This window comes from Dyella sp. 01N36, from assembly GCF_056399745.1.
Window position 1 is genome coordinate 18,556 of the sequence record NZ_JBFTRY010000021.1, and the last position, 23,500, is coordinate 42,055.

Consider the following 23,500-nt stretch of genomic DNA (forward strand, 5'->3'; position numbering starts at 1 on the left):
CTAGCCAATAATGCTGGCCAGCAACGCCTCAGCCTCCTCATGCGTGCGCGCACGAAGAATGCGCGGCGCATGCGACCGCAATACGGCATGATCGAGCGAAGCCAGACGATCGCGCACATGCAGCAACTGGCTGGGATGCATACTGAATTCGCACAGGCCCAGCGCCAGCAACAGGCCGGTGAAATTCGCATCGCCGCCGATTTCGCCGCACAGGCTCACGCCTTTCTTCGCGCGGCGGCCTTCGGTGATCACGTAGGCGAGCAGGCGCAGCAGCGCGGGCTGTAGCGGGTTGTAGATGTTTTCCAGCGCATCGTTGCCGCGATCGGCGGCGAGCACGTATTGCGCCAGATCGTTGGTGCCGATGGCCAGGAAGTCGGCGTGTTCGAGCAGGGCGCGCACATTGATGGCGGCCGCCGGCACTTCGATCATCGCGCCAAGCTGCAGTTTTTCCGGCAGGTCGACGTTCTCGCGCTTGAGCTCCTGACGCRCCAGCTTGAACAGCGTGCGTACCGCAATGAGCTCATCGGGCTGGGTCACCATCGGCACCAGCACACGCACTGGTCCGTAGCAGGCCGCGCGCAGGATGGCGCGAATCTGCGTGGAGAACACGGCCGGATAACGCAGCGACAGGCGCACGCCGCGCACACCCAGCGCCGGGTTGTCTTCGCCGCGCAAGACGAGTCCCGCGGCATCGGCCTTGTCCGCACCCAGGTCGAGCGTGCGGATGGTGACCGGCAAGCCGCCCATACCGAGCACGAGATCGCGATAGGCGATGAACTGTTCGTCTTCGGTGGGCAGTCCCTTCTGGCGCAGGAACAGGAACTCGGTGCGATACAAGCCCACGCCGTCGGCGCCGCGTGCGCGCGCCATCGCAATATCGGCGGGCATTTCCGCATTGGCGAACAGGCGGATGTCGACGCCGTCGCGGGTGCGAGTGGGTGCGTTCGCCAGCGTGGCGAGGCGGCGACCTTCAGCCGCGGCTTCGCGCTGCCAGGCGCGGTAATGGGCCAGGTCCTGTGCGGTGGGATGCACCACGGCCTCGCCGCGTTCGGCGTCGAGCAGGATCAGGTCGTCATCGTGGATGGTCGACAATGCATCGCGCGCGCCCACCAGCATGGGCAGATCGAGGCTGCGCGCAAGGATCGCGCTGTGCGAATACGGGCTGCCCGAACTGGCGACCACGCCGAGCAGGCCGGCGCCGGCGAGGTGCGCCATGTCGGCCGGGGCGATGGTGTCGGCGATCAGGATCTCGCCCACGCGCGCGGCCAACTTGCGTTCTTCGCGACTGGTCTGGCGCTGCAGGGCGGAGATCACGCGCCCGATCACCTGGTCGACGTCTTCCTTGCGCGAGCGCAGGTAGGGATCGTCCATCGCCTCGAACACGGCCGCGAGGCGATCGCGCTGCTTCTTGAGCGCTGCGCCAGGACGGTAATGGCCGATTCGAACGAGATCATCCAGGCCGCGCAGCAGTTCGGGATCATCGAGCAGCAGGCTGTGCGCATCGATGAACTCGTTCACTTCGCGCGCGAGCGCGCCGTGCAGCTTGCCGCGCAGCTCGCGCAGTTCCTGCCGCGCGGTATCGAGCGCGCGATGCAGCCGGGCAAGTTCGCTTTCGACTTCGTCTTCATTGAGCGGACGGGTGTCGACCAGGTAGCGACTGGGCTGCACCAKGCGGGCGCGGCCAAGAGCCATGCCTTTTGCTGCCGTGGTGCCTGTCAGTACCTGTCTCATGCATGCCTTCCATGGTGTAACGGCCGGTCCGGCCGTGCGCGACGTCGGCATCCGGCCAACGTGTCGAATGCTGGATGAGAAAGATCGCACGACGCAGCCCACCGGGCCGTGAATACGGCCTCAGCTCGGCAGTCGCGGGCGATCTTTTTGCGCACTCAGGCTCCTTCGTCGAACTTGCGATCGAACAGCGCCACCACGGCGTCGATGGCGGACGCTTCGTCCGGGCCATCGGCGCGAACCACCAGCGGCGTGCCGATGCCGGCGGCCAGCATCATCACGCCCATGATGCTTTGTGCATTCACCTCGCGGCCCTTGCTGATCAGCCACACGGTGGATTTGAAGCCTTGCACCAGCTGCACCAGCTTGGCCGAGGCGCGGGCATGCAGGCCCAGTTTGTTGGAAACAACGATCTCTTTCTCAAGCATGGTCGATGAAGATTCCTCCGCGGCCACCACTGGCGGCGATTTCCGCCAGCTCGTCCAACGGTTTTTCTGCGTAATTGAGTACGCGCAGCAGCATCGGCAGGTTCAGTCCCGATACGCAGCGCAAGCGCACGCCCAGCGCACTGAGCGACAAGCCGATATTGCAGGGCGTGGCGCCGTAAAGGTCGGCCAGCACCAGCACACCGTCGCCTTCGTCCAGCTCGCGTGCGTGCTTCGCCGTAAGCGTGCGCATCACATCCGGATCGGAGTGCGGTGGCACTTCGGCTGCCTCCACGCGCAGGGGCAATTTGGGCAGCACGTGGTGGGCGGCGGAGATCAGCGCCTGGCCGACCGCCTCGTGCGTCATCAACAGCACGCCGACGCTCATGACGGCGTGCCGATCCGTAGTGCAAGGATGCTCAGCATGGCTATCACTCGAGTTCGCGATGGAAGGTAAGCACGCCATTGCGTAGCGCGCGGTAATGGGCGGCAAGCTTTTCCACCAGATACACCGAGCGGTGTCGACCGCCGGTGCAGCCGATGGCGATGGTGACGTAGCTGCGGTCGTCCGCTTCGAAGCGCGGCAGCCAGGTGTCGAGCCAGCGCGCCGTATCGGCAAAGTATTCGGCGACCAAGGGCTGCGCATCGAGGTAGGCGCTCACGGCGGCATCCTTGCCCGACAACGGGCGCAGCGTGGGATCCCAGTGCGGGTTCGGCAGGCAGCGCGCGTCGAATACGAAGTCCGCGTCCAGCGGCAGGCCGCGGCGGAACGCGAACGACTGGAACATCAGCGTAAGGCCTTCGGTGGCCTCCGCATAACCGGCGGCGAACAGTCGGCGCAGCTGATGCACGTTCAGTTCGCTCGAATCGATCACCTTGTCGGCAATGGCCGAGAGCGGGCGCAGCACGCGACGCTCTTCGGCGATCGCATCGGCCAGCGACAGGCCTTGCCACGACAGCGGGTGACGGCGACGCGTTTCCGAATAGCGCTTGATCAGCACGTCGTCGCGGCAGTCAAGAAAGATCAGATGCGCCTTCACGCCGGCAGCGGCCAGCTCCGACAGGATGGCCGGCATGCGCTTGAGGTCTTCGCCAGGATTGCGCACGTCCACGCCGACGGCGACATGGCGACGCTTGCCTTCCACATTGCGGCTCACCGCCGCCACCAGCTGTGGGAGCAGGGCGGTGGGAAGGTTGTCGACGCAGTAGAAATCCAGGTCTTCCAGCGCGCGCAGGGCCACTGTCTTGCCGCCGCCGGACATGCCGGTGAGCACGATCAGGTTGATCGCGTCGGCTGGGTTGCTAGTGGATATCGTGTCGCTCATGGGTCACCACGGAGGCAGCCGGCGCATCTGGTGCGCCTGGCGGTCGATGAAAGTCTGTGCCGGGTCGATGCCCTTGCTCTTGAGCACGTGGTTGCGCACCGCGGCCTCGACCAGCACGGCAAGGTTGCGACCGGGTGCCACCGGGATGGTGATCATCGGCACCGGCACCTCGAAGATTTCGCGGTGGCCGATATCGCCGGTAAGGCGCGTGAGTCCATCGGTGTCTTCCCCCTCGCGCAGTGGTTTCAGGTGCACGACCAAGCGAAGGTATTTGGATGGCTTGACCGCGGTGTGACCGAACATCTCGCGCACATTCAGCACGCCCAGCCCGCGCACTTCCAGCAGGTCCTGCAGCAGCTCGGGGCAGGTGCCGTCGATTACGTCCGGCGCGATCAGGGTGAATTCGGTGGCGTCGTCGGCGACCAGTCGATGACCGCGGCTGATCAGTTCCAGCGCAAGCTCGCTTTTGCCCGAACCCGATTCGCCGGTAATCAGCACGCCGATGGAAAACACTTCCAGGAACACGCCATGCAGCGTGACCTTGGGCGCCAGGATGCGCGCCAGGTGGTATTGCATCCAGGTCAGCAGCTCGTGGCCGCGCTTGGAGCTGATCCACAGCGGCGTATTGGTTTCTTCCGCCACTTCGCGCAGGTCGCTGGGGATGGCCTGATCCTTGGTCACGATCATCGCCACCGGCTGATAGGCGGCAATCTTGTTGATCGCCTCCCAGCGCTGGCGCGAATCCAGGCTGTCGAGGTAGTTCAGCTCCTCGGTGCCGATGATCTGGATCTTGTTCGGATAGATGACGTTGAGGTAGCCGATCAGCGAGGGGCGGCGCGTGGTCGTCGCGGCTTGTTCGAGCGCGCGCGATTCGCCGCGCATGCCGGACACCCAGCGCAAGGCCATGCGCTCGTGAACGCTGTCATAGAGTTGTCGGGCGGAGAGCCGGTCCAAGCTTTGTCCTTTGCGCCGCCGGAACAGGGCAGCTACATGGACATTGTGCCAGTTCACACCGGCGGACGCCTTGGATGAGGCAGAGGGCCCGCCCGGAGCCGGGCGGGCCTGGCACAGATCAGCCGTACAGGCGCTCCTCGCGGGCGGCGCGCTGATGTTTGTCGCAGATCTTCTCGCGGTGCTTGCGCAACTGGGTCACCAGCTTGTCGAAGAGCACGTCGATGGAGACGTACATGTCATTCTCAAGCGCTTCGGCGTGCAGGGTGCTGCCCGTGACATTGAGCGTGCCCTCGGCGCGCTGCTGCAGTTTGTTCACGGAGAGAACGATGCTCAGGCTGAGAATGCGCTCATCGAGGCGGGTGAGGCGGTCAAGCCGGTTGTTCACGTGATCCCGAAGGGCCGGGGTGACTTCAATCTGCTGACCGCTGAGTTGAACTTGCATGTTGCGCCTCCTCTGGTACTTGCCGCAGACGCGGCTGGAATCGATGCGCCGGACGCCCATGTCGTGGCCGACACACCTTTGAAAACTCCGGTATTGCGAAGGTTTTCTCAGGCCTCCTCACCAAGTCGGGATAGTCACTATGCACCTCTGAAGTTGCCCGTGCGTTAGAAAGACCTTCACGCCTCAGACATGACAGATTTCCCGTCGTATCGACTTACCTATGAGTATGGGGACGCCTTTTTTGCCGCCAAGTTCCCGGGGCGGTTTGCCGCAGACGGGGGCAAACTCGTTCAGCCAGCGCGCTGGCGCTCGCTGGAGCTGGGAATACGCATGGCTTCGCGGTATTTGGCGACGGTGCGTCGGGCAACCTGAATGCCCTTGCGATGCAACTCCTCCGCGATGGCCTGGTCGGACAGCGGCTTGCGCGGGTCCTCGGCATCGACCAGCTTGCGCAGCATGGCCTGGATGGCGGTGGCCGACGCACTGCCACCGTCTTCGGTGGACACGCCGCTGGAGAAGAAATGCTTGAGTTCGAACGTGCCCCGCGGCGTATGGATGTATTTGCGGGTAGTTACACGTGAAATGGTCGATTCGTGCATGCCCACTTCCTCGGCCACTTCGCGCAGCACCAGGGGGTGCATTGCTTCGGGGCCGTAATCGAGGAAGGCGCTCTGCCGGCGCACGATGGCTTCGGCCACCTTCAGCAGCGTCTCAGCGCGCGATTCCAGGCTCTTGATGAGCCAGCGCGCCTCCTGCAGCTGTCCGCGCATCCAGCTGGCGTCGGTGCCGCGGGCCTGGGCGATCAGGCCGCAATAGTGCTGGTTGAGTCCGAGTCGCGGCTGGCAATCGGGATTGAGACTGACCCGCCAGCGACCCACGTCTTTGCGTGCATAGACATCGGGGGCGACATATTCGACCGGCGTGATATCGAGCGCCGCGCCCGGCCGTGGATCGAGGCTGCGGATCAACACGGCTGCAGCGGCGGTATCGTCTTCGCTCACGCGCAGCTTGCGCGCAAGCCGTGCGATGTCGTTGCGCGCGAGCAATTCCAGTTCGGCGTCGACGATGCGCAAGGCAAGTTCGCGCTGCGGTGTGTCCGCATCAAACTGCTCAAGCTGCACGCGCAGGCAGTCGCGCAAGTCGATGCTTGCCACGCCGGTGGGATCGAAGCGCTGCAGCATGTGCCGCACGTACTCCACTTCCGCTTCGGTCGCCCTGACGTCGGTGGGCAGGGCCGCGATCAGCGACTCCATGCTTTCGGTGAGATAGCCATCCGGATTGAGTGCGTCGATCAACACCGTGGCGATGGTGCGATCGCGCGCGCTCATATGCGTGAGGTTGAGCTGCCACAGCAGATGTTCCTGCAGCGTTTCCTGGGCGGCGCTCTGCGGCTCGAAGCCGTCTTCGTCCGCGTTGTTGTTGCGCGAGGAGGCGCCACTGAGCGAGAAGTCGACCGGATCGTCGCTGCCGCCGTCGCGCTCCACATCACCCCATTCGGGTGCTTCGGCGTCGTCGACAGTATCGCTGCTGCTACTGGAGCTGGACGAGCTGACCGGTATCGCATCCATCGGCGGCTCGGACTCGCGTTCGTCACCCTCGAGATTGTCGGGGTTGTCGTCGGCGAACTCGAGCAGGGGATTGCTTTCGGCGATCTGACGCAGCTCAGCCTCGAGCTCAAGCTGCGACAGCTGCAGGAGGCGAATGGCCTGTTGCAACTGTGGTGTCAGCGTGAGCTGCTGATTGAGGCGAAACTGCAGTCCGGGTTTCATGCCAGCCGGTCAGGATGAACGTGAAGGTCATCCTAACTCTTGCCTCCTGGGTCGGCCATAGGTCGAAGGCGAAATCGCGTACTACCTCAGATTTAGCCCTGACGGTCGGCTGTTCCGCAGCCGTTACAGGCGGAATTCGCGACCCAGGTACACCTCGCGGACCTTTTCGTCGGCGAGGATATGTGCTGGCGTTCCGCGCGAAAGCACTTCACCGTCGTTGAGGATGTACGCGCGATCGCAGATGCCCAGCGTCTCGCGCACATTGTGGTCGGTGATGAGCACGCCGATGCCGCGTTCCTTCAGATGGCGCACGATGCGCTGGATTTCGCCCACCGAAATGGGGTCGACGCCCGCGAATGGTTCGTCCAGCAGCATGTAACGCGGATGCGCGGCCAGTGCGCGTGCAATTTCGACGCGGCGACGTTCGCCACCGGACAGGCTGATGCCCTTCTGGTCGGCGATATGCGCGATCTTGAGCTCGTCCAGCAGGCTTTCCAGCTCGTTGGTGCGACGCTTCTCGTCCCAGCCTTCACGCAGTTCCAGCACCGCCATGATGTTGTCGGCCACGGTAAGGCGACGGAACACCGAGGCTTCCTGCGGCAGATAACCGATACCGAGCTTGGCGCGCTGGTGCATCGGCAGGCCGGTGATGTCCTGCTTGTCCAGCTTGATGGTGCCGGCGTCGGCTTCGATCAGGCCGACCACCATGTAGAAACACGTCGTTTTGCCGGCGCCGTTGGGGCCGAGCAGACCCACCACCTCGCCTTCGCGGATGGAGAAGGCAAAATCGCGCACGACCTGGCGCGCCTTGAAACTTTTTTGCAGACCTTCAGCAGACAGCATCAGTGGCCCTCGGCCGGTTTCGTGGCCGGTTGCGGCGGCGCCGGCGGCGTGCCCGGCTTCGGCGGCGTGGCGGCAGGAGCCGGAGCCCCTGCGGGCTTCTGCTTGGGCAGGATCACGCCGTGCACCAGGCCGTCGCCGGCGGCTTCGCCGGTGATCAGCGAGGTCTGCGTGTTGTAGACCAGCTTGTCGCCATGAAACTCACCGCGACCCTGCTGGCGCACCACGGCGTTACCTGTGAGCACCGCAATGCCGTTGATGTTGTCGTAGTCCAGCTGCAAGGCATCGCCCTGCATCAGGTTGCCGGCGTCGTCGAGCTGCTCGATATGGGCCAGGTTGCCCGTCACGACCGCACGCGCCACCTGGGTGTCGGCATCGAGGTAGAGCTTGGCCAGGGCGCCAGTCAGCTTCATCGTGCCCTGCGTAGCCACGACATTGCCGGTGAGCGTGGTGACCGTATTGGGCGCGTTGAACCCGTCCATGGACTTGGACGAGAAGTTCATCGGCTGATTGCGGTCATCCTGCTTGGCCAGCGCCGGCTGCAGGATGAGCAGTCCCAGGCCCAGCAGGGCGAGGTGCAGCTTGAGACTTCTTGGGTCGCGGCGGAAACGAGCCGGTGACTTCATCGAACAGCTCCAGATGATTGGTGTTGAGGTTGGCACGCATGCCCACCCCGTTAAGTGTACGTGCGCCTTGCTTCATATGCGCTGGGGCATCCGTCACCATTCGGTTTTCTTTTGGCCAGGCAGTGACCTCRGAGGTGTGCATCTCGGCCGCATCGGTCTGGGCAAAGGCCGCCCGGTGCATGTAGACCGGGCCCTGCAGCTTGAGCAGGGTGCCGCTCTTGTCGACCCAGGCGTACAGCGACTTGCCCAGCCAGGGCGGCACGCCAGCCTCGTTGGAGGGCAGCGTGAAGTCCGGCGTGTTGATGTACAGCGACTCGTCGTTCTCGCGGCGCTCCAGGTGCGGGGCGACCATCTCGAAGCTCGGCAAGCCATCCACGTCGTACGACCACAGCTGAAAATTGGTCAGCGTATAGCCCGAACGGGGCGGGCCCACGAAGTCGCTGACCTTGGGCGCGGGCGCCAGCGCCCAGTACAGCAACTGCGCCGCGCCGGTCGCCAGGCCGATCAGCACGATCGCCACCGGGAGGCCCCGGTCGCGCAGATAAGATCGCAAACTCACCGCCAGCGCTCCCGCTCGGCATCGGTCTTGCTCTGGGCATGCAGGATCAGGTCGCAGACCTCGCGGGCCGCGCCCTGGCCACCGCCCAGGCGGGTGCGCCAGTGCGACTGCTCAGCCACCCAGGGATGGGCGTTCGCCACCGCGACAGCCAGGCCGGCGATGCGCATGGCGGGCAGGTCGGGCAGGTCGTCGCCCACGAAGGCGGCCTGTTCCGGCGCCAGGTTCAGCGCTTCCAGCAACTGCTCCAGGCAGGCCCGCTTGTCGCCCTGGCCCTGGTAGACGTGGGCGATGTCCAGTTCCTCCGCGCGCAACGCCACCGGATGGCTGATGCGGGCGGAAATGATGGCCACGTGCACACCCTGGCCCATCAGCAGTTTCAGGCCCAGGCCATCATGCACGTGGAAAACCTTGGTCTCGCGGCCATCTTCGGCGTACCACAGGCGGCCATCCGTCAGGGTCCCGTCCACGTCGAACACGACGAGGCGGATCTTGGCGGCGCGGGCGAGAACATCGGCGGGAAGGTCAGCCAGATACATGGGAGCCGTCGGCAAGAGGAAAGGGCGATACCGTCAAACGCCGGTCAGCGCAGACGGTGCACGCAGGAATAGATAGCAGCCGAGCCTTTCGATCAGACCACACGGGCGCGGAGCAGATCGTGAATGTTAAGCGCTCCCACCACCTGCTGCTTGTCGTTGACCACCAGCAGCGCGTGAATCTGGTGCTTTTCCATCAGCTGGGCGGCCTCGATGGCCAGCTTGTCCGCACCGATGGTCTTGGGGCCGCGGGTCATCAGCTCGGCCACGGTGGCGCCGCGCAGGTCCAGGTCGTCATCGTCCAGCGCACGGCGAAGGTCGCCGTCGGTAAACACGCCGAGCAGGTGGTGATCGGMGTCGACCACGGCGGTCATGCCCAGSTGCTTGCGGGTCATTTCCATCAGCGCCTGGGTCAGCGAAGCGTTCGGCGGCACCGCCGGAATGCCTTCGCCGGTGTGCATCACATCGCTGATGTGCAGCAGCAGGCGACGGCCCAGGCTGCCTGCAGGATGGGAGCGGGCGAAGTCTTCGGAGGTGAAGCCGCGGGCCTCGAGCAGCGCGATGGCCAGGGCATCGCCCATGACCAGGGCAGCGGTAGTGCTGGCCGTGGGCGCCAGCCCGAGCGGGCAGGCTTCGGCGGCGATGCTGGCGTCCAGGTGCACATTGGCCTGGTCCGCCAACGACGAATTAGCGTTGCCCGTGATCGCGATCAGGGGGATGCCCTGGCGCTTGATCACCGGCAGGATGAACAGCACTTCGTCGGTTTCGCCCGAGTTGGACAGGGCCAGCACGATGTCCTGCGGCAGGATCATGCCCAGGTCGCCATGGCTGGCTTCACCCGGGTGGACGAAGAAAGCGGGCGTGCCGGTGGACGCCAGCGTGGCGGCGATCTTGCGGGCGACGTGGCCCGACTTGCCCATGCCGGTGACAACCACGCGGCCGGCGCAGCTCATGATCAGGCGGCAGGCTTCCACGAATTCGGGGCCGATGCGCGGCTCCAGGGCGCGGATGGTCGCCGCCTCGGTGGCGATCACGGTGCGCGCGCTCTGCACGATGGCGTCGGCGTTGATCGCAAGCGGGTTGGCTGGGGCGACGTAGGCGTTCATGCGTCCTCAAAAGTCTTGCGGTTTCCCGTCATAACCCTGAATGGGCGTCTGTAGACGGGAAACTCGGGTGTATCAATAGGTTGTGGGTGATCAACGGCCTAATTGAGAGGGCGCTGACGTCACGTGTCGTTTCTGCGACAGAGGTTTTCCATTAACATGGCATATTCGCATTTTAACGTCATAGTCGCTGCCATTGGGTTCGGTTCCTGACCGGATCGGCGGCGCTGACCCCAACTCTGCAAGTGGAAAAACCATGGACGCTGCCACCATCCAGGCAATGATCGAACAAGGCCTGCCCGGTGCTCAGGCTTCCGTCAGTGGCGACGACGGCGTGCACTTTGAAGCCCAAGTGGTGGCGGAACAGTTCGCCGGCAAGCTCCCGCTGGCGCGGCACCGCCTGGTTTACGCCACGCTTGGTGATCTCATGGGCGGTGCGATCCACGCGCTGGCCCTCAAGACGCTGACCCCCGCGGAAGTCGCTGCGCGCCATTAAGGCGGCGCTGCACTTCCGAGCCATTCATTCGCAAGGACTTTCCATGGCCAAGATCCTGATCAGTGGCGGCGAGCCGCTCCACGGTGAGGTGGGTATTTCGGGCGCCAAGAACGCCGTACTCCCGATTCTCGCTTCCTGCCTGCTGGCCGACGAGCCGGTGGCGATCAGCAACGTGCCGCATCTGCACGATGTGACGACCTTCATCGAGCTGCTTGGCCAGATGGGCACGCAGCTGGTGCTGGACGACCGCATGAAGATGCATATCGACCCGCGCACCACCGACCGCCACTTCGCCCCGTATGACCTGGTGCGCACCATGCGCGCCTCGATCCTGGTGCTGGGTCCGCTGGTGGCTCGCTTCGGCGAGGCGGAAGTGTCGCTGCCCGGCGGTTGCGCGATCGGCTCGCGTCCGGTGGACCAGCACATCCGCGGATTGCAGGCGCTGGGCGCCGAAGTGGTCGTGGAGAACGGCTACATCAAGGCCAAGGCCAAGCGCCTGAAGGGCGCGCGCATCTCGATGGACATGGTCACCGTGACCGGCACCGAGAACATCATGATGGCCGCCGCCCTCGCGCAGGGCACCACTGTGATCGAGAACGCCGCGCAGGAACCGGAAGTGGTCGACCTGGCGCATTGCCTGATCGCCATGGGCGCGCAGATCGAAGGCGCCGGCACCTCCACCCTGGTCATCCACGGCGTGGAGCGCCTGCACGGCGCCGAGTACGAAGTGCTGCCCGACCGCATCGAAACCGGCACCTTCCTGGTCGGCGCCGCGATGACCGGCGGCAAGGTGCGCGCACGCAACGCCCGTGCCGATACGCTCGATGCCGTGTTGTCCAAGCTGGAAGAAGCCGGCGCGCATATTTCCACCGGCGCCGACTGGATCGAGCTGGACATGCGCGGCCGTCGCCCCAAGGCGGTGAACATCACCACCGCGCCGTACCCGGCGTTTCCCACCGACATGCAGGCGCAGTTCACCGCGCTCAACTGCGTGGCCGAAGGCGTGGGCGTGATCACCGAGACCGTGTTCGAAAACCGCTTCATGCACGCGCTGGAACTGCAGCGCCTGGGCGCGGATATCCGCCTGGAAGGCAATACGGCGATCATCAAGGGCGTGGAAAAGATGAGCGGTGCGCCCATCATGGCGACCGACCTGCGTGCGTCCGCTTGCCTGGTGCTCGCCGGCCTGGTGGCCGAAGGAGACACCACGGTGGATCGCGTGTACCACATCGATCGCGGCTACGAGAACATCGAGGAAAAGCTCGGCGTGCTTGGTGCGAAGATTCGTCGACTGCCTTCCTGAGTCAGGTTTGACATGCGATATGAAAAAGGCCGCTGATGCGGCCTTTTTCTTTCAGTGCGGCGATAACCGATCAATTGCTCTTGTAGCTGACCAACTGCAATTCCAGATTGCCACCGTCGCTCTGCGAGAGCTTCACCGGCACCGGATATTTCTGCGGTGCGTACCACGCGCTGAAGCTGTTCTGGTCGCTGCTGCGCACCACGCGTTCGGCCTGGAAACTGCCGGCAGGCACCTTCACCGCTTCCTTGCCGGTGACCTTGAATTCCTGCGTTTCCACATTGCGCTTCACCGCAACCGGCAGCGACACGGACTGCTTGCCGCCACGCAGGGCGAGGCCGATCGCGTACGACGTGGTGTTGCGATCCACCATGCCCGGTGCGCTCGGATACGTCATCGGTCCCTTGCCGTCGTCTACCGTCACCTGGCCGCTGGTCCAGTTCACGTCGGTGTGGCGCTGCTTGTTCTTGAAGCCGGCGTCCATCTTGTAGTCATAGCTGACGGTTTCCGGCGCACCGTTGTTCCAGCGGAACGTGGTGGTTTCATTCGAGTTGGCGCCCAGCGCCGCGGCGATGCCGCCGGTTCCCTTGATCTGGTTGCTGTACACCCACTGGCCATTGGCTGCGGGCTTGAGCGAGACCACGGCCTCGCCGATCACCTGGCCACCTTGCGATACCTGATAGGTCGCCGTGAACGGGGTCGGGGCAGGTGCCGCGGCAAACGCGGCCGTCGTGGAGAGGGCCAGCGCGAGACCGGCAGCGAACGTGCGGAGGGAATGGGATGAGGTCATGGGGACCTCAGTCTACGGGCCGTTCCTGAACGACTTGTAGAGGACTGGAAAACCCTCAGTCAACCAATGCGCCGTGGCGCAGTTGCAGCGGCGCATCCAGCAGCTTGCCGTCCAGCGCCACGCGGTTGGGCGCGATCAGGTCCAGGCGTTGTTCGGCCATCAGTTTGAGCACCGCTGGCAGCAGCTGGTGTTCGAAAGTGAGCAGGCGATGGGCGAGCTGGCCTTCGTCGTCGCCGGGCTGGATCTGGATGCGCGCTTGCGCGATCACCGGGCCGCCATCGAGTTCGGCGGTCACGTAGTGCACGCTGGCGCCGTGCTCCGCGTCGCCCGCTTCGAGCGCGCGGCGGTGCGTGTGCAGGCCGCGATACTTGGGCAGCAGCGACGGGTGGACGTTGATCATGCGACCAACCCACGGCGCGAGTGCCTCGCCGTCGATGATGCGCATGAAGCCGGCGAGCACCAGCACCTGCGCGCCGCTGGCGTCGAGTCGTCGAAACAGTTCGAAGTCGAAATCCCGCCGGCTGGCGAAGTCCTTCGGGTTCAGCGTGAAGGTGGGGATGCACGCATCCTTGGCCAGCTGCAGCGCGCCCGCGTTGGGCTTGTCGCTGCCGACCACCACGAAGTCGACCGGCAGCACGCCCGCATCGCGGGCGACGATCAGGGCTTGCAGGTTGCTGCCGCGCCCGGATGCGAGCACGGCAACGCGAAGACGCGGAGCAGTCACGAACTCAACCGATGTGCACGCGCTCGTCGCCCTGCGCGGGCACGATCTCGCCGATCACCGAGCTGGCCAGGCCATGCTTGGCCAGCAGGGCGCTCGCAGCGTCGACGGCCTCGCGCGGCAGAATGACGGTGAAGCCCACGCCGCAGTTGAAGGTGCGCCACATTTCCTCGCGCGCCACGTTGCCTTCGCGCATCAGCCACTCGAACACCGGCGGCAGCACGATGGCGGCCGCATCGACGTGGATGCCGAGGTTGTCAGGCACCACGCGGATGATGTTTTCCTTCAGGCCACCGCCGGTGATGTGGGCCATGCCATGCACCGGCTGGTTCTTCAGCAGATCCAGCATCGGCTTCACATAGATGGTGGTCGGCGCCATCAGCGCGTCGGCCAGGGTGACACCGCCCAGATCCAGATCCAGCGGATTGCCGGCGCGCTCGAGGATCTTGCGGATCAGCGAATAGCCATTGGAATGCGGACCGGAAGAGGCCACGCCCAGGATCACGTCGCCGGCCACGATGGCGTTGCCGCTGAGCAGCTGCGACTTTTCCACGGCGCCGACGGTGAAACCGCCCAGGTCGTATTCACCCGGCGGGTACATATCGGGCATTTCCGCCGTTTCGCCGCCGATCAGCGCGCAACCGGCCAGCTCGCAGCCCTTGGCGATGCCGCCGACCACGGCCACGGTCGTGTCCACGTCCAGCTTGCCGGTAGCGAAGTAGTCGAGGAAGAACAGCGGCTCGGCGCCCTGCACCAGCACGTCGTTCACGCACATGCCGACCAGGTCGATGCCGATGGTGTCGTGGCGGCCCAGCTGCTGGGCCAGCTTCAACTTGGTGCCCACGCCGTYGGTACCGGAGACCAGCACCGGCTCCTTGTACTTGCCCGACAGGTCGAACAGGCCGCCGAAACCGCCCAGGCCGCCCATCACTTCGGGACGGGAGGTGCGCTTGACCAGCGGCTTGATGCGTTCGACCACGGCATTGCCTGCGTCGATATCGACGCCAGCGGCGCGGTAGGTGAGTGCGTCGGACATGGGGGCAACCCGGCGGGGAGAAACGACAAATTGTAGCAGCGTAGGGGGATCGTTTCCTGAGTGATGACGCTGAACCGGGACATCTTCGATGGACGCTAGGGGGCGGATTGGGCAGACTTCCGGCGTCCCCCACCGGATTTCGGTCCCCATGCGCCTGTCCCGCCTGCTGCTCGTCTGTTTCATGCTGGGCCTCGCCCCGCTGCTGTCCGTGCATGCGCAGGGGCAAGTGTCGCCGTACACCGTGACCGTGTCCGTGGCCGATACCAGCGAGGCTGCCCGCAACAATGCCTTCGGCGACGCCCTGGCCCAGGTGCTGGCGCGCACCTCCGGCGGCCAGGACCTGAGCGCCAAGCCGGGCTACGCCGATGTGCTCAAGGGCGCCTCGGGCATCGTCCAGCAGTATCAGTACCAGCGGGCCACCACCGGTATGGCCCTGCAGGTCACCTTTGACCAGGCCGCCGTGCAGCGCGCCGTGTCCCAGATGGGCGTGTCCGGCGGCGGTTCCCGTCCTCCGGTGCTGCTGGTGGTACGTGATGAGGACGGCAGCGTGCTCACCCGCGATGCGCTGTCCACGCTGACCCAGACCGTTGCCGCCAAGGGCTATAGCACCGTGCTGGCCGATCCGGCCAAGACCGGCGACACACCGAATCTGACCAGTGCCGAGCCCGACCAGGTCGCTGCCATGGCGCGGCAGTACAAGACCGGCCTGATGCTGTTGGGCCAGGTCCATGGCAACGCCGCGGACTGGGTGCTGCTGTCGGGCGGTGCCCAGCAGAAGTGGAGCACGCAGGGCGCCAACGTCGCCGCCGTACTCACCGATGCAGGCAACGGGCTGGCCGACCGTCTCGGCAAGCAGCTCAATGTGATCGGCTCGGTGACGGTCGACGGCAAGCTGTGGGTATCGCAGATCAATTCGGCCATGGATTACGCCAACCTCGTGGCCGTTCTGCGCGCCGATCCCAATGTGCGTCAGGTGACCACGCTCAGAGCGCAGGGCGATGGCATGTTGTTCCTGGTGAAATCCAGCCTGCCGATGGATGCCCTGACCAATAGCCTCGCCGCCGGCGGCCGCGTCCTGCGCGGCGATTCGCATGGCGATGCGGATGCCAGCCTGCGCTGGGTCCACTGATTGCGCCGCGGCGAAAGCCGCGTCATGCGTGCGCCAGCCTGGATCCGGCGCGCGTTTCTTACCGCCTTTCTCATGGGATGAGCCATGTCGATGACGCCTGACAGCTCCCGCCGCTGGCAAATGCTCGCGATCACCGCGGTCTTCCTTTACCTGTTCTGGCTGCTGGCGCCGGTGATGATGCCGTTCGTGGTGGCGGCGATGCTGGCTTACCTTGGAGATCCGCTGGCCGATCGTCTGCAGCGGCTGGGCATGGGACGCACGCTGGCGGTAAGCATCGTCTTCATCGTGCTGCTGCTGGTCACCGTTGGCGCGCTGATCTTGCTGGTCCCGCTGATTTCCCGCCAGATCGACAATCTGGTGGACAACATGCCCCGCTATGTGGAGTGGGCTCGCGATACGGCGCTGCCCTGGGTGCAGGCCAAGCTGCACCTCGATCCCAGGGCGTTCGACACCGATCGCCTGATCCAGCAGATCAAGGATCACCTGGGCTCGATCGGCAATGCGGCTTCGGTGGTGCTGGGCAAGATTTCCCGCTCCAGCGTGGGCGTGATTTTGTGGCTCACCAACCTGGTGCTGATCCCGGTGGTGGCGTTCTACCTGCTGCGCGACTGGGACCGCATGGTGGCGTGGATCGACCGCATCCTGCCGCGCTCGATCGAGCCGACTGTTGCCCACCTCGCGCGTGAAGCGGATAGCGTGCTCGGCGCCTTCGTGCGCGGCCAGCTGCTGGTGATGCTCGCGCTGGGCATCTTCTACGGCGTGGCGCTCACGCTGATGGGGCTGTCGGTGGGCCCGCTGATCGGTATGATCGCCGGCTTGCTCAGTTTCGTGCCCTATCTTGGCTTCATCGTGGGCTTTGGCTCCGCGCTGATCGCCGCGATGGTGCAATACGGCGACTGGACGCATGTGCTGATCGTGGTAGGCATCTTCACCGTCGGCCAGTTGCTGGAAGGCTATGTGCTGGTGCCCCAGCTGGTGGGCGACAAGATCGGCCTGCATCCGGTGGCGGTGATTTTTGCCGTGCTGGCCGGCGGTTACCTGTTCGGCTTCCTCGGCGTGCTGTTGGCCTTGCCGGCGGCGTCGGTGATCCTGGTGCTGCTGCGCTACCTGACCGAGCGCTACCGACAAAGCGATCTATACACGGAGGAGGGCGCGGGMGATCCCGTGCTCACCGAAGTGGATGTAGTCGTCGAGACGCCGCAGGGCGAAGTGGAAACCCGCACCGTGATCGACGACCGAGGCAACCCGAAGGACGCAGTACCACCCCCATGATTCCGCAGTTGCCGCTTGCCCTGCGCTGGCCTCGCCGCCAGCGTTTCGAACATTTCCATCCCGGCAGCAACGCCGGGACGCTCGCTGCCGTTGAGCAGCTGGCCCATGCGGCGCACACGCCGTGGCTCTACCTGGCGGGGCCCACTGGCAGCGGCAAGAGCCATCTGCTGATGGCCGCCTGCCAGGCTGCCATCCAGGGTGGTCGTACGGTGCAATACCTGCCCTTGGCCAGCATCGGCAACCGGGCTGCGGCTATCCGCGGCGTGGCTGGCAGCGAATTCCTCGCCCTGGACGACCTGGGCGTCATCGCGGGCGATCGCGAGGCCGAGCACGCCTTGTTCGACCTGTATAACCAGGCCAAGGCCGAAGGCGCCGCCTTCTTGTTTGCGGCCGAGGTGTTGCCCGTGCAACTGGGCCTGGTGCTGCCGGATCTGCGCTCGCGCCTGGGCGCCTGCCAACAGGCTTTGCTCAAGCCCTTGGACGATGCCGAGCGGCGCAACGTACTGCGTGAACAGGCGGCCACGCGCGGCATCGAGCTGGACGACACGGTGCTCGATTGGCTGTTCAATCGCTACGCCCGAGATCTGGGCGCGTTGCTTGATCTGCTGGATCAGATCGACCGTGCTTCGCTGGCGGCGAAGCGGCGCATCACAGTGCCGTTTTTGCGGGTGTTTTTGCGTGAGTCCGAGCCGGGCGCCTGATGTTTCCCGTCCCTTGTGGGAGCGCACCCTGTGCGCGACTGAGGTAGAACGCAGCGGGACGGTCGCGCACAGGGTGCGCTCCCACAGGGGTTAGGTGGCTCTGGCTACAAAAAAGGCGCCCGAAGGCGCCTTTTTCTTATGACCAATAACCCATCCTCACGCCATCAACAAACGCGGCGTCGCATTCGCGCTGATCGCATCCACCATCGCCTGCGCCACATTGAGGTTGCCGGCAATGATGTTGCCGCTCTCCGGGATGCCGTCGCGACCGGCGAAATCGCAGTAGCGACCACCGGCCTCGCGCACYAGCAGGGCGCCGGCGGCCATGTCCCAGGGCTTCAGGCCGATCTCGAAGAAACCGTCAAAACGACCGGCGGCCACATAGGCCAGATCCAGCGCGGCGGAGCCGGAGCGACGGATGTCCTCGGCGTGGCCGAGCAGGGCGCGGGTCATGTCGAGCTGGGCATCGAGGTGCGAGCGCTGGCGGTAGGGGAAGCCGGTGCCGATCATCGCCCCGGCCAGATTCTCGCGCTTGGCCACGCGCATGCGGCGGTCGTTGACGTAGGCGCCATCGCCCTTGCTGGCAGTGAACAGTTCGTCGCGCAGCGGATCGAACACCACCGCATACACCGGCTCACCCTTGTCGAGCAGGGCGATGGACACGGAGAAGTGCGGAATGCCGCGCAGGTAGTTGTGCGTGCCGTCGAGCGGATCGATCACCCATACCAGCGGCCCCTTGCCGATCGCGCCGCTTTCCTCGGCGAGGAAGGCGTGGGTCGGATAGGCGCGCTTGAGTTCCTTGACGATCTCGGCTTCGGCCAGGCGATCGACTTCCGAGGCGAAGTCCATGCGCTGCTTCTCGACGATATTGAGTCCGTCGATGCGGTTCATATAGCGCAGGATGATGTTTCCTGCGGCGCGCGCGGCGCGCACCGCGACATTAATGGCGGGTCTTGGCATGGCTTCGGCTTTCAAAAGAACGGGGTTTTGGCCGCGAAGTCTATCAGAGACATGGCCGCGAGGCAGTCCCGGGAGGCCGACCGGGCGCGTCGCGTTTGACAGGAAGCCCGGAGGTTTCCAAGCTTTGCGCCCGTTTACCCGAGTTTTCCTGCCCCGATGAGCGCTGAATCCGACCTCGCCGCCCGCATCCGCTACGTGCTGGTGCGCACCTCGCACCCCGGCAATATCGGCAGCGCAGCCCGCGCCATCCGCACCATGGGCTTCGACCGGATGGCCCTGGTGGCCCCGCACCGCTTCCCGGACCGGGAGGCTTCGGCCCTGGCCGCCGGCGCCGACGAGGTGCTGGAAAACGCCACCGTGAGCGAAGGTCTGGTCGATGCCCTGGCCGGCACCAGCCTGGCCCTGGGTCTGTCGGCCCGCCGCCGTGGCGTGGACCTGGAGGAACTCACCCCGCGCGAAGCCGCCAGCCGAGCGCTGGCCGCGGCCGCCCGCGGCGAGCAGGTGGCGCTGGTGTTCGGCAACGAGCGTACCGGCCTGGAGAACGAAGAATTGGCGCGCTGCCACGCGATGGTGCGCATCCCCAGCGTCGACGATTTCAGTTCCCTGAACCTATCGCAGGCCGTGCAGGTGATGGCGTACGAGTTGCGCGTGGCATCGCTGGGCGAGGTCAACGTGCCGGTTCGCGCCGATGCCGAGCCACCGGCCGATGCGGCGCAGATGGAGCGTTTCTTCGAGCACCTGTCGCAGATGCTCGACGATATCGATTTCCACAAGGGTCGCGCGCCGACCACCATCATGTTGCGCCTGCGCAAGCTGTTTCAGCGGGCGCAGCCTGATGAGCGCGAGTTGCGCGTAATGCATGGCATTTTTGCCGATGCGCAGCGGATGGCGCAGATTGCTACCGACAAGATCAAGGCGTCGAAGGGCTGAGTAGATCGCTGCGCTCCCACAGAAACGCTCTCAGGCCTTAGAACCCGTCTTCTTCCACATCAATCTTCGGCAACCGCGCTACCAGCAGCTTGTCGATGCGCGCGCCGTCCAGGTCCACGACTTCCACCCGGAAGCCGCGCCACTCGAAGGTTTCGCCGGTCTGCGGGATATGGCCGAGCACGGCCATCACCATGCCTGCCGCTGTGCGGTATTCGTGCTCTTCTTCGCCGGGCAGGGCGTCGACCCCCAGCAGTTCACGCAGGTCGTCGGTGGACAGCGAGCCGTCGATCAGCCAGCTGCCATCCTCGCGCGGCGTGATCAGCGGGCTTTCCTTGGTGTCGCTGCTGCCCAGCTGGGTGGCGCCCACAATGGCCGCCAGCAAGTCATTGAGCGTCACCAGTCCTTCGATGTCGCCGTACTCGTCCACCACCAACGCGAGCTGGGTTTCCGCATCGCGGAATTCTTCCAGCAAGTCCAGCGCTCGTGCGGTAGCGGGCACGTAGAGCGGCTTGGAGAGCTGGCCGAAGATGTCGGGCTTGCCTTCGGCGTAGCTGCGCAGCAGGCGCTTTACTTCGACCACGCCGAGAATGTCGCTTTCATCGCCGCGGTATACCGGGTAGCGCGAGTAAGGCGTGGTGCGCAGGATCTCAGCGCTCTCCTGGTAATTGGCCGCTGCATCCAGCCACACAATGCGCGTGCGCGGCGTCATCACGCTGTCCACCGTGCGATCGCCCAGGCGCAGCACGCGGTTGACCATGTTGTGTTCGTCGCGATCAAGCACGCCGTGCTCGGCGCTTTCCGCCACCAGCAGGCGGATTTCCTCTTCCGTGGCCACGTCGCTGCCGCGTCCCTTCACGCGCAGTAGGCGCAACAGGAAGCTGCTGGAAAGATTGAGCAGCCACACGAAGGGCGCGGTGATGCGCGACAACACCATCATCGGCATCGACACATAGCCGGAGATCAGCTCGGGCGCGGACAGCGCGAGGCGTTTGGGCACCAGCTCGCCGATCACGATATTGATGAAGGAAATCAGCACAAAGCCCAGCACCAGACCGATGATCCTGGCATAGGGCTCGATCCAGGCTGCGCGTCCGCCATGGATGGCGTTGGCAATGTGGTCGCCCAGCGCATCGCCGGCCAGGGCACCGGTAATCAGGATCACCATGGTCATGCCCACCTGGACGGTGGAAAGGAAGCGCTCCGGCGCTTCGGCATTGCGCAGGGCCATGCGGGCACGGCGGCTGTCGCGGGCCATGTGCTTGAGGCGGCTCTTGCGCGAGGCCACCAGGGCCATTTCCGACAACGCGAAAAAGCCGTTGAACAGGGAAAGCACGATGACGAGGGCGATTTCGGTCAGCATGCGGGTCGCCGGCCGGTGGGAAGGTCGCGTTTGGACATGAGACGCAGTGTAAGTCCTAAGAGGCCCGGAGGGGCCGGCAGGGTTTGATGCGGTGCGGCTCGGGGCTCCTGTAACATATCCGTCATTTTCCGCCCCCCTCGCACCCAGGCAATAACCGCATGTTTTCATTGCAAACGATTTTCGGCAAAGGCGACAAGTTCTATGGCCTGCTCGAACAGAGCGCCGAGGCTGCTCGCGAAAGCGCCAAAGCCCTGCACGAGCTGGTCACGCGCCGGGATCACGCCCCGGTGATGGCCGCCTTCGCCGCCGCGCGCCAGCGCGAGAAGGCGCTGGCGGGGCAGATCAGCGAGGAACTGGTGAACACCTTTGTCACCGCGCTGGATCGCGAGGACATCGAGGCGCTCAACTCGGCGCTCTACAAGATTCCCAAGACCATCGAGAAGTTTGCCGAGCGCTATGAGATCGTCGCCGGCCGCGTGGCCGACGTGGATTTCGCCGCTCGCGCGCTGATCCTGGAACGCGCCACCGGCGTGGTGTCGGAAATGATCGGCGAGCTGCGCCGCGGCCTGCGCATCGATCCGGTAAAGAAACTGCAAGATCGCCTGCAGACGCTGGAGTCCGAAGGCGACMGCATGTTGCTGTCGCCGTACCGCACGCTGTACGTGGAAGGCGGCGATGCGATGCGCGCGATGCTGGCGAAGGACTTGTTCGAGCTGCTCGAAAAAGCCATCGACAAGTGCCGCGACGTGGGCAATACCGTGTACTCGATCGTGCTGAAGAATTCCTGAGGCGCGACCTGATGAATCCCTTTCAAGTAAGCCGCCCGGTTGTGTTCCGGGCTTACGGCGTTGTGCGCGGGGTGCGCGCATGAGCATCGGTCTGGCTATTGCCGTGGTGCTGATCGCGCTGGCTTTTACCTATATCAACGGCTTCCACGACACCGCCAATTCCATCGCCACGGTGGTGGCGACCAAGGTGCTGACGCCCGGCCAGGCCGTGATGATGGCCGCGATCACCAACCTGATCGGTGCACTGTGGGGCACGGCGGTGGCCAAGACCATCGCGTCGGGCCTGATCGATACGCATGTCATCGATGCGGGGCCGCAGTTGCTGATCTGCGCCTTGCTGGCCGCCACGGTGTGGAACCTCATCACCTGGTGGTGGGGCCTGCCGTCCAGCTCCAGCCATGCGCTCGTGGGCGCGTTGGTCGGCGCGGCGATCGCGGCGTCCGGCAATAACTTCGCTTCGGTGATCTGGTCGCAGGGTGGCGCGCACTGGTGGGATGGCAAGGGCGTGGTGCCCAAGGTCATCCTGCCGATGGTGATTTCACCCTTGCTGGGTTTCGTCATCGGCTTTCTGTTGATGGGCGGGTTGTATGCCTTGCTCAGCTGGTTCTCCAGTCGCACCGGCTTCCTGCGGCGATTTGGTCGCACGCCATTCGTGAATGCGTTTTTCGGCAAGGCGCAGATCGTCTCGGCCAGTGCGATGGGTCTGGCGCACGGCATGAACGATGCGCAGAAGAGCATGGGCATCATTGCGCTCGCCCTGGCGGGCGCAACCACCGCCGGTCAGTTTGACGGCCTGCCCGAGTGGCTTAGCTTCCTGCGCATTCATGGTTCGGCTGATGGTGGCTTCAATGTGCCCGCGTGGGTCGCCGTGGTTTGCGCACTCACCATGGCTGGCGGTACGGCAGGCGGCGGCTGGCGCATCATCAAGACGCTGGGTCACAAGATGGTGAAGCTGCATCCCATCAATGGTTTTGCAGCCGAGGGCAGTTCGGCGGCGGTCATTCTCACCGCGTCTGCGTTCGGCATTCCGGTGTCGACCACGCATAACGTGTCGGCGTCGATCATGGGTGTGGGTGCGGCCAAGCGTTGGAATGCGATCCGTTGGTCGGTGGTGGAGCGGATGGTGTGGGCTTGGATTCTTACGTTGCCGATTACGGCGTTGTTGGCGTATGGGTTTGTGAGGTTGGCGGCGACGTTTTGATGGGGTTTGGTTGTTGTGGCTTGCTGATTGATCAAGTGTGCAAGTGAGCAAGCGAGCAAGTGATCAAGCGGTGCGCCACACTTCTCCCTCTGCCCTCCGGGGAGAGGGCCGGGGTGAGGGGCGGGTGCTCGCGGGAACGTTTCTTCTTTGCCGTCATCCCATCGCAGGCCGGGATTACTCTTCTTCTGCCGCGTGCCTGATCATCCAAAACCTCGGCTTCTGATTGTCGTCTTGAGGCCAGCGTGCCGCCTACGCGGCGGGCGTTTCGATCGGCTGCCGCCGCTCGAGTCACTTTTCTTTGCTGGCCCAAAGAAAAGTAACCCAAAGAAATGGCCTGATAACGCCCGCAGCATCGTGCTGGGATAAGCCCGAACGCTCGAGGCGCGCTGTTGTGGGACAACCTCCGAGGGTACACAGGGGATACTTCCAAGCGCTGCGCAACGCGCCCGAATCGCTGAGGACTTAAAGCGGGGCCTCGCTGCGCATCGGCTTTGGGTCACACATGGCGCACC

At 64.7% G+C, this 23,500-nt stretch carries 25 protein-coding genes; 8 read left to right on the plus strand and 17 right to left on the minus strand.

Going from position 1 to position 23,500, the window contains the following annotated elements; genetic code table 11:
* From ptsP to AC1DMG_RS07190, 12 genes are all read right to left on the minus strand, one after another.
* Positions 1-1,731, minus strand: a complete 1,731-nt coding sequence (ptsP, locus tag AC1DMG_RS07135; RefSeq protein ID WP_477180347.1) for a phosphoenolpyruvate--protein phosphotransferase — start codon at positions 1,729-1,731, stop codon at positions 1-3.
* 155 nt (positions 1,732-1,886) lie between these two features.
* Entirely contained in the window at positions 1,887-2,156 is a 270-nt protein-coding gene (locus AC1DMG_RS07140) for an HPr family phosphocarrier protein (protein WP_441603044.1), read from the minus strand.
* A complete protein-coding gene (locus AC1DMG_RS07145) occupies positions 2,149-2,541 on the minus strand; it encodes a PTS sugar transporter subunit IIA (protein ID WP_441603043.1) in 393 nt (130 codons plus the stop codon). Before AC1DMG_RS07145 ends, AC1DMG_RS07140 begins: the two co-directional genes overlap by 8 nt.
* 43 nt (positions 2,542-2,584) lie before the next feature.
* Entirely contained in the window at positions 2,585-3,478 is an 894-nt protein-coding gene (gene rapZ, locus AC1DMG_RS07150; RefSeq protein ID WP_441603042.1) for an RNase adapter RapZ, read from the minus strand.
* Between the two features lie 3 nt (positions 3,479-3,481).
* Positions 3,482-4,432: an HPr(Ser) kinase/phosphatase gene (hprK, locus tag AC1DMG_RS07155; RefSeq protein ID WP_477165428.1), complete on the minus strand. Its 951-nt coding sequence runs from the start codon at positions 4,430-4,432 to the stop codon at positions 3,482-3,484.
* 118 nt (positions 4,433-4,550) lie between these two features.
* Positions 4,551-4,874 (minus strand): ribosome hibernation-promoting factor, HPF/YfiA family, encoded by a 324-nt coding sequence (hpf, locus tag AC1DMG_RS07160; protein ID WP_046973272.1) that lies wholly within the window; start codon positions 4,872-4,874, stop codon positions 4,551-4,553.
* Positions 4,875-5,164: 290 nt separating this feature from the next.
* Positions 5,165-6,643, minus strand: a complete 1,479-nt coding sequence (locus AC1DMG_RS07165; protein WP_477176210.1) for an RNA polymerase factor sigma-54 — start codon at positions 6,641-6,643, stop codon at positions 5,165-5,167.
* Between the two features lie 123 nt (positions 6,644-6,766).
* Positions 6,767-7,486, minus strand: a complete 720-nt coding sequence (gene lptB, locus AC1DMG_RS07170) for an LPS export ABC transporter ATP-binding protein (RefSeq protein WP_046973274.1) — start codon at positions 7,484-7,486, stop codon at positions 6,767-6,769.
* Positions 7,486-8,109 (minus strand): lipopolysaccharide transport periplasmic protein LptA, encoded by a 624-nt coding sequence (gene lptA / locus AC1DMG_RS07175; protein ID WP_477176209.1) that lies wholly within the window; start codon positions 8,107-8,109, stop codon positions 7,486-7,488. Before lptA ends, lptB begins: the two co-directional genes overlap by 1 nt.
* Positions 8,000-8,620 carry an LPS export ABC transporter periplasmic protein LptC gene (gene lptC, locus AC1DMG_RS07180; protein WP_477179619.1) on the minus strand — a complete coding sequence of 207 codons (621 nt, stop codon included), beginning with the start codon at positions 8,618-8,620 and terminating at the stop codon, positions 8,000-8,002. Before lptC ends, lptA begins: the two co-directional genes overlap by 110 nt.
* Positions 8,621-8,664: 44 nt before the next feature.
* Positions 8,665-9,204, minus strand: coding sequence for a KdsC family phosphatase (locus AC1DMG_RS07185; RefSeq protein WP_477176208.1), 540 nt, complete (start codon positions 9,202-9,204; stop codon positions 8,665-8,667).
* 92 nt (positions 9,205-9,296) lie between these two features.
* Positions 9,297-10,307, minus strand: a complete 1,011-nt coding sequence (locus AC1DMG_RS07190) for a KpsF/GutQ family sugar-phosphate isomerase (RefSeq protein WP_477180348.1) — start codon at positions 10,305-10,307, stop codon at positions 9,297-9,299.
* A 253-nt stretch (positions 10,308-10,560) separates the two neighbouring features.
* On the opposite strand from AC1DMG_RS07190, the gene AC1DMG_RS07195 reads away from it, so the two are divergent.
* Complete coding sequence (locus AC1DMG_RS07195; RefSeq protein ID WP_441603036.1) at positions 10,561-10,800, plus strand: BolA family protein; 240 nt, start codon at positions 10,561-10,563, stop codon at positions 10,798-10,800.
* Positions 10,801-10,843: 43 nt separating this feature from the next.
* Positions 10,844-12,103 (plus strand): UDP-N-acetylglucosamine 1-carboxyvinyltransferase, encoded by a 1,260-nt coding sequence (gene murA / locus AC1DMG_RS07200; RefSeq protein ID WP_121882351.1) that lies wholly within the window; start codon positions 10,844-10,846, stop codon positions 12,101-12,103.
* 70 nt (positions 12,104-12,173) lie between these two features.
* Here murA and AC1DMG_RS07205 read toward each other — a convergent pair whose 3' ends face one another.
* From AC1DMG_RS07205 to purM, 3 genes are read right to left on the minus strand one after another with little or no spacing between them, the layout of a single operon-like run.
* Positions 12,174-12,890 carry a DUF3108 domain-containing protein gene (locus tag AC1DMG_RS07205; protein WP_477176207.1) on the minus strand — a complete coding sequence of 239 codons (717 nt, stop codon included), beginning with the start codon at positions 12,888-12,890 and terminating at the stop codon, positions 12,174-12,176.
* Between the two features lie 55 nt (positions 12,891-12,945).
* Complete coding sequence (purN, locus tag AC1DMG_RS07210; protein WP_477176206.1) at positions 12,946-13,614, minus strand: phosphoribosylglycinamide formyltransferase; 669 nt, start codon at positions 13,612-13,614, stop codon at positions 12,946-12,948.
* A 4-nt stretch (positions 13,615-13,618) separates the two neighbouring features.
* The gene (gene purM, locus AC1DMG_RS07215; protein WP_477180349.1) at positions 13,619-14,647 is read right to left on the minus strand and encodes a phosphoribosylformylglycinamidine cyclo-ligase; all 1,029 of its coding nucleotides are present in this window, start codon (positions 14,645-14,647) and stop codon (positions 13,619-13,621) included.
* A gap of 148 nt (positions 14,648-14,795) precedes the next feature.
* On the opposite strand from purM, the gene AC1DMG_RS07220 reads away from it, so the two are divergent.
* The 3 genes from AC1DMG_RS07220 to hda all read left to right on the plus strand — a co-directional run bounded on the left by AC1DMG_RS07220 (position 14,796) and on the right by hda (position 17,749).
* A complete protein-coding gene (locus tag AC1DMG_RS07220) occupies positions 14,796-15,776 on the plus strand; it encodes a DUF2066 domain-containing protein (protein WP_477176204.1) in 981 nt (326 codons plus the stop codon).
* 84 nt (positions 15,777-15,860) lie between these two features.
* A complete protein-coding gene (locus AC1DMG_RS07225) occupies positions 15,861-17,048 on the plus strand; it encodes an AI-2E family transporter (protein WP_477176203.1) in 1,188 nt (395 codons plus the stop codon).
* Positions 17,045-17,749 carry a DnaA regulatory inactivator Hda gene (gene hda / locus AC1DMG_RS07230; RefSeq protein WP_477176202.1) on the plus strand — a complete coding sequence of 235 codons (705 nt, stop codon included), beginning with the start codon at positions 17,045-17,047 and terminating at the stop codon, positions 17,747-17,749. Before AC1DMG_RS07225 ends, hda begins: the two co-directional genes overlap by 4 nt.
* Before the next feature lie 156 nt (positions 17,750-17,905).
* Here the strand turns inward: hda and AC1DMG_RS07235 are convergent, their stop codons facing one another.
* A complete protein-coding gene (locus AC1DMG_RS07235; protein WP_477176201.1) occupies positions 17,906-18,709 on the minus strand; it encodes an inositol monophosphatase family protein in 804 nt (267 codons plus the stop codon).
* Between the two features lie 156 nt (positions 18,710-18,865).
* On the opposite strand from AC1DMG_RS07235, the gene AC1DMG_RS07240 reads away from it, so the two are divergent.
* Positions 18,866-19,639: an RNA methyltransferase gene (locus tag AC1DMG_RS07240; protein WP_441603028.1), complete on the plus strand. Its 774-nt coding sequence runs from the start codon at positions 18,866-18,868 to the stop codon at positions 19,637-19,639.
* A 37-nt stretch (positions 19,640-19,676) separates the two neighbouring features.
* Here the strand turns inward: AC1DMG_RS07240 and AC1DMG_RS07245 are convergent, their stop codons facing one another.
* Positions 19,677-20,999 (minus strand): hemolysin family protein, encoded by a 1,323-nt coding sequence (locus AC1DMG_RS07245; protein WP_441603027.1) that lies wholly within the window; start codon positions 20,997-20,999, stop codon positions 19,677-19,679.
* Between the two features lie 158 nt (positions 21,000-21,157).
* Between AC1DMG_RS07245 and AC1DMG_RS07250 the strand changes: the two genes are divergently transcribed.
* Positions 21,158-21,787, plus strand: coding sequence for a DUF47 domain-containing protein (locus AC1DMG_RS07250; protein WP_477180350.1), 630 nt, complete (start codon positions 21,158-21,160; stop codon positions 21,785-21,787).
* Positions 21,788-21,866: 79 nt separating this feature from the next.
* The gene (locus AC1DMG_RS07255) at positions 21,867-22,988 is read left to right on the plus strand and encodes an inorganic phosphate transporter (protein ID WP_477176199.1); all 1,122 of its coding nucleotides are present in this window, start codon (positions 21,867-21,869) and stop codon (positions 22,986-22,988) included.
* The last annotated feature ends 512 nt before the right edge of the window (positions 22,989-23,500 follow it).

What these genes read in the sequence shown, in the direction of transcription:
- AC1DMG_RS07140 (WP_441603044.1), bottom strand. Translation starts at nt 2,156, where the DNA reads ATGCTTGAGAAAGAGATCGTTGTTTCCAACAAACTGGGCCTGCATGCC.
- AC1DMG_RS07145 (WP_441603043.1), bottom strand. Translation starts at nt 2,541, where the DNA reads ATGAGCGTCGGCGTGCTGTTGATGACGCACGAGGCGGTCGGCCAGGCG.
- rapZ (WP_441603042.1), bottom strand. Translation starts at nt 3,478, where the DNA reads ATGAGCGACACGATATCCACTAGCAACCCAGCCGACGCGATCAACCTG.
- hpf (WP_046973272.1), bottom strand. Translation starts at nt 4,874, where the DNA reads ATGCAAGTTCAACTCAGCGGTCAGCAGATTGAAGTCACCCCGGCCCTT.
- AC1DMG_RS07165 (WP_477176210.1), bottom strand. Translation starts at nt 6,643, where the DNA reads ATGAAACCCGGACTGCAGTTTCGCCTCAATCAGCAGCTCACGCTGACA.
- lptB (WP_046973274.1), bottom strand. Translation starts at nt 7,486, where the DNA reads ATGCTGTCTGCTGAAGGTCTGCAAAAAAGTTTCAAGGCGCGCCAGGTC.
- lptA (WP_477176209.1), bottom strand. Translation starts at nt 8,109, where the DNA reads ATGAAGTCACCGGCTCGTTTCCGCCGCGACCCAAGAAGTCTCAAGCTG.
- AC1DMG_RS07185 (WP_477176208.1), bottom strand. Translation starts at nt 9,204, where the DNA reads ATGTATCTGGCTGACCTTCCCGCCGATGTTCTCGCCCGCGCCGCCAAG.
- AC1DMG_RS07195 (WP_441603036.1), top strand. Translation starts at nt 10,561, where the DNA reads ATGGACGCTGCCACCATCCAGGCAATGATCGAACAAGGCCTGCCCGGT.
- murA (WP_121882351.1), top strand. Translation starts at nt 10,844, where the DNA reads ATGGCCAAGATCCTGATCAGTGGCGGCGAGCCGCTCCACGGTGAGGTG.
- AC1DMG_RS07205 (WP_477176207.1), bottom strand. Translation starts at nt 12,890, where the DNA reads ATGACCTCATCCCATTCCCTCCGCACGTTCGCTGCCGGTCTCGCGCTG.
- AC1DMG_RS07220 (WP_477176204.1), top strand. Translation starts at nt 14,796, where the DNA reads ATGCGCCTGTCCCGCCTGCTGCTCGTCTGTTTCATGCTGGGCCTCGCC.
- hda (WP_477176202.1), top strand. Translation starts at nt 17,045, where the DNA reads ATGATTCCGCAGTTGCCGCTTGCCCTGCGCTGGCCTCGCCGCCAGCGT.
- AC1DMG_RS07240 (WP_441603028.1), top strand. Translation starts at nt 18,866, where the DNA reads ATGAGCGCTGAATCCGACCTCGCCGCCCGCATCCGCTACGTGCTGGTG.
- AC1DMG_RS07245 (WP_441603027.1), bottom strand. Translation starts at nt 20,999, where the DNA reads ATGCTGACCGAAATCGCCCTCGTCATCGTGCTTTCCCTGTTCAACGGC.
- AC1DMG_RS07255 (WP_477176199.1), top strand. Translation starts at nt 21,867, where the DNA reads ATGAGCATCGGTCTGGCTATTGCCGTGGTGCTGATCGCGCTGGCTTTT.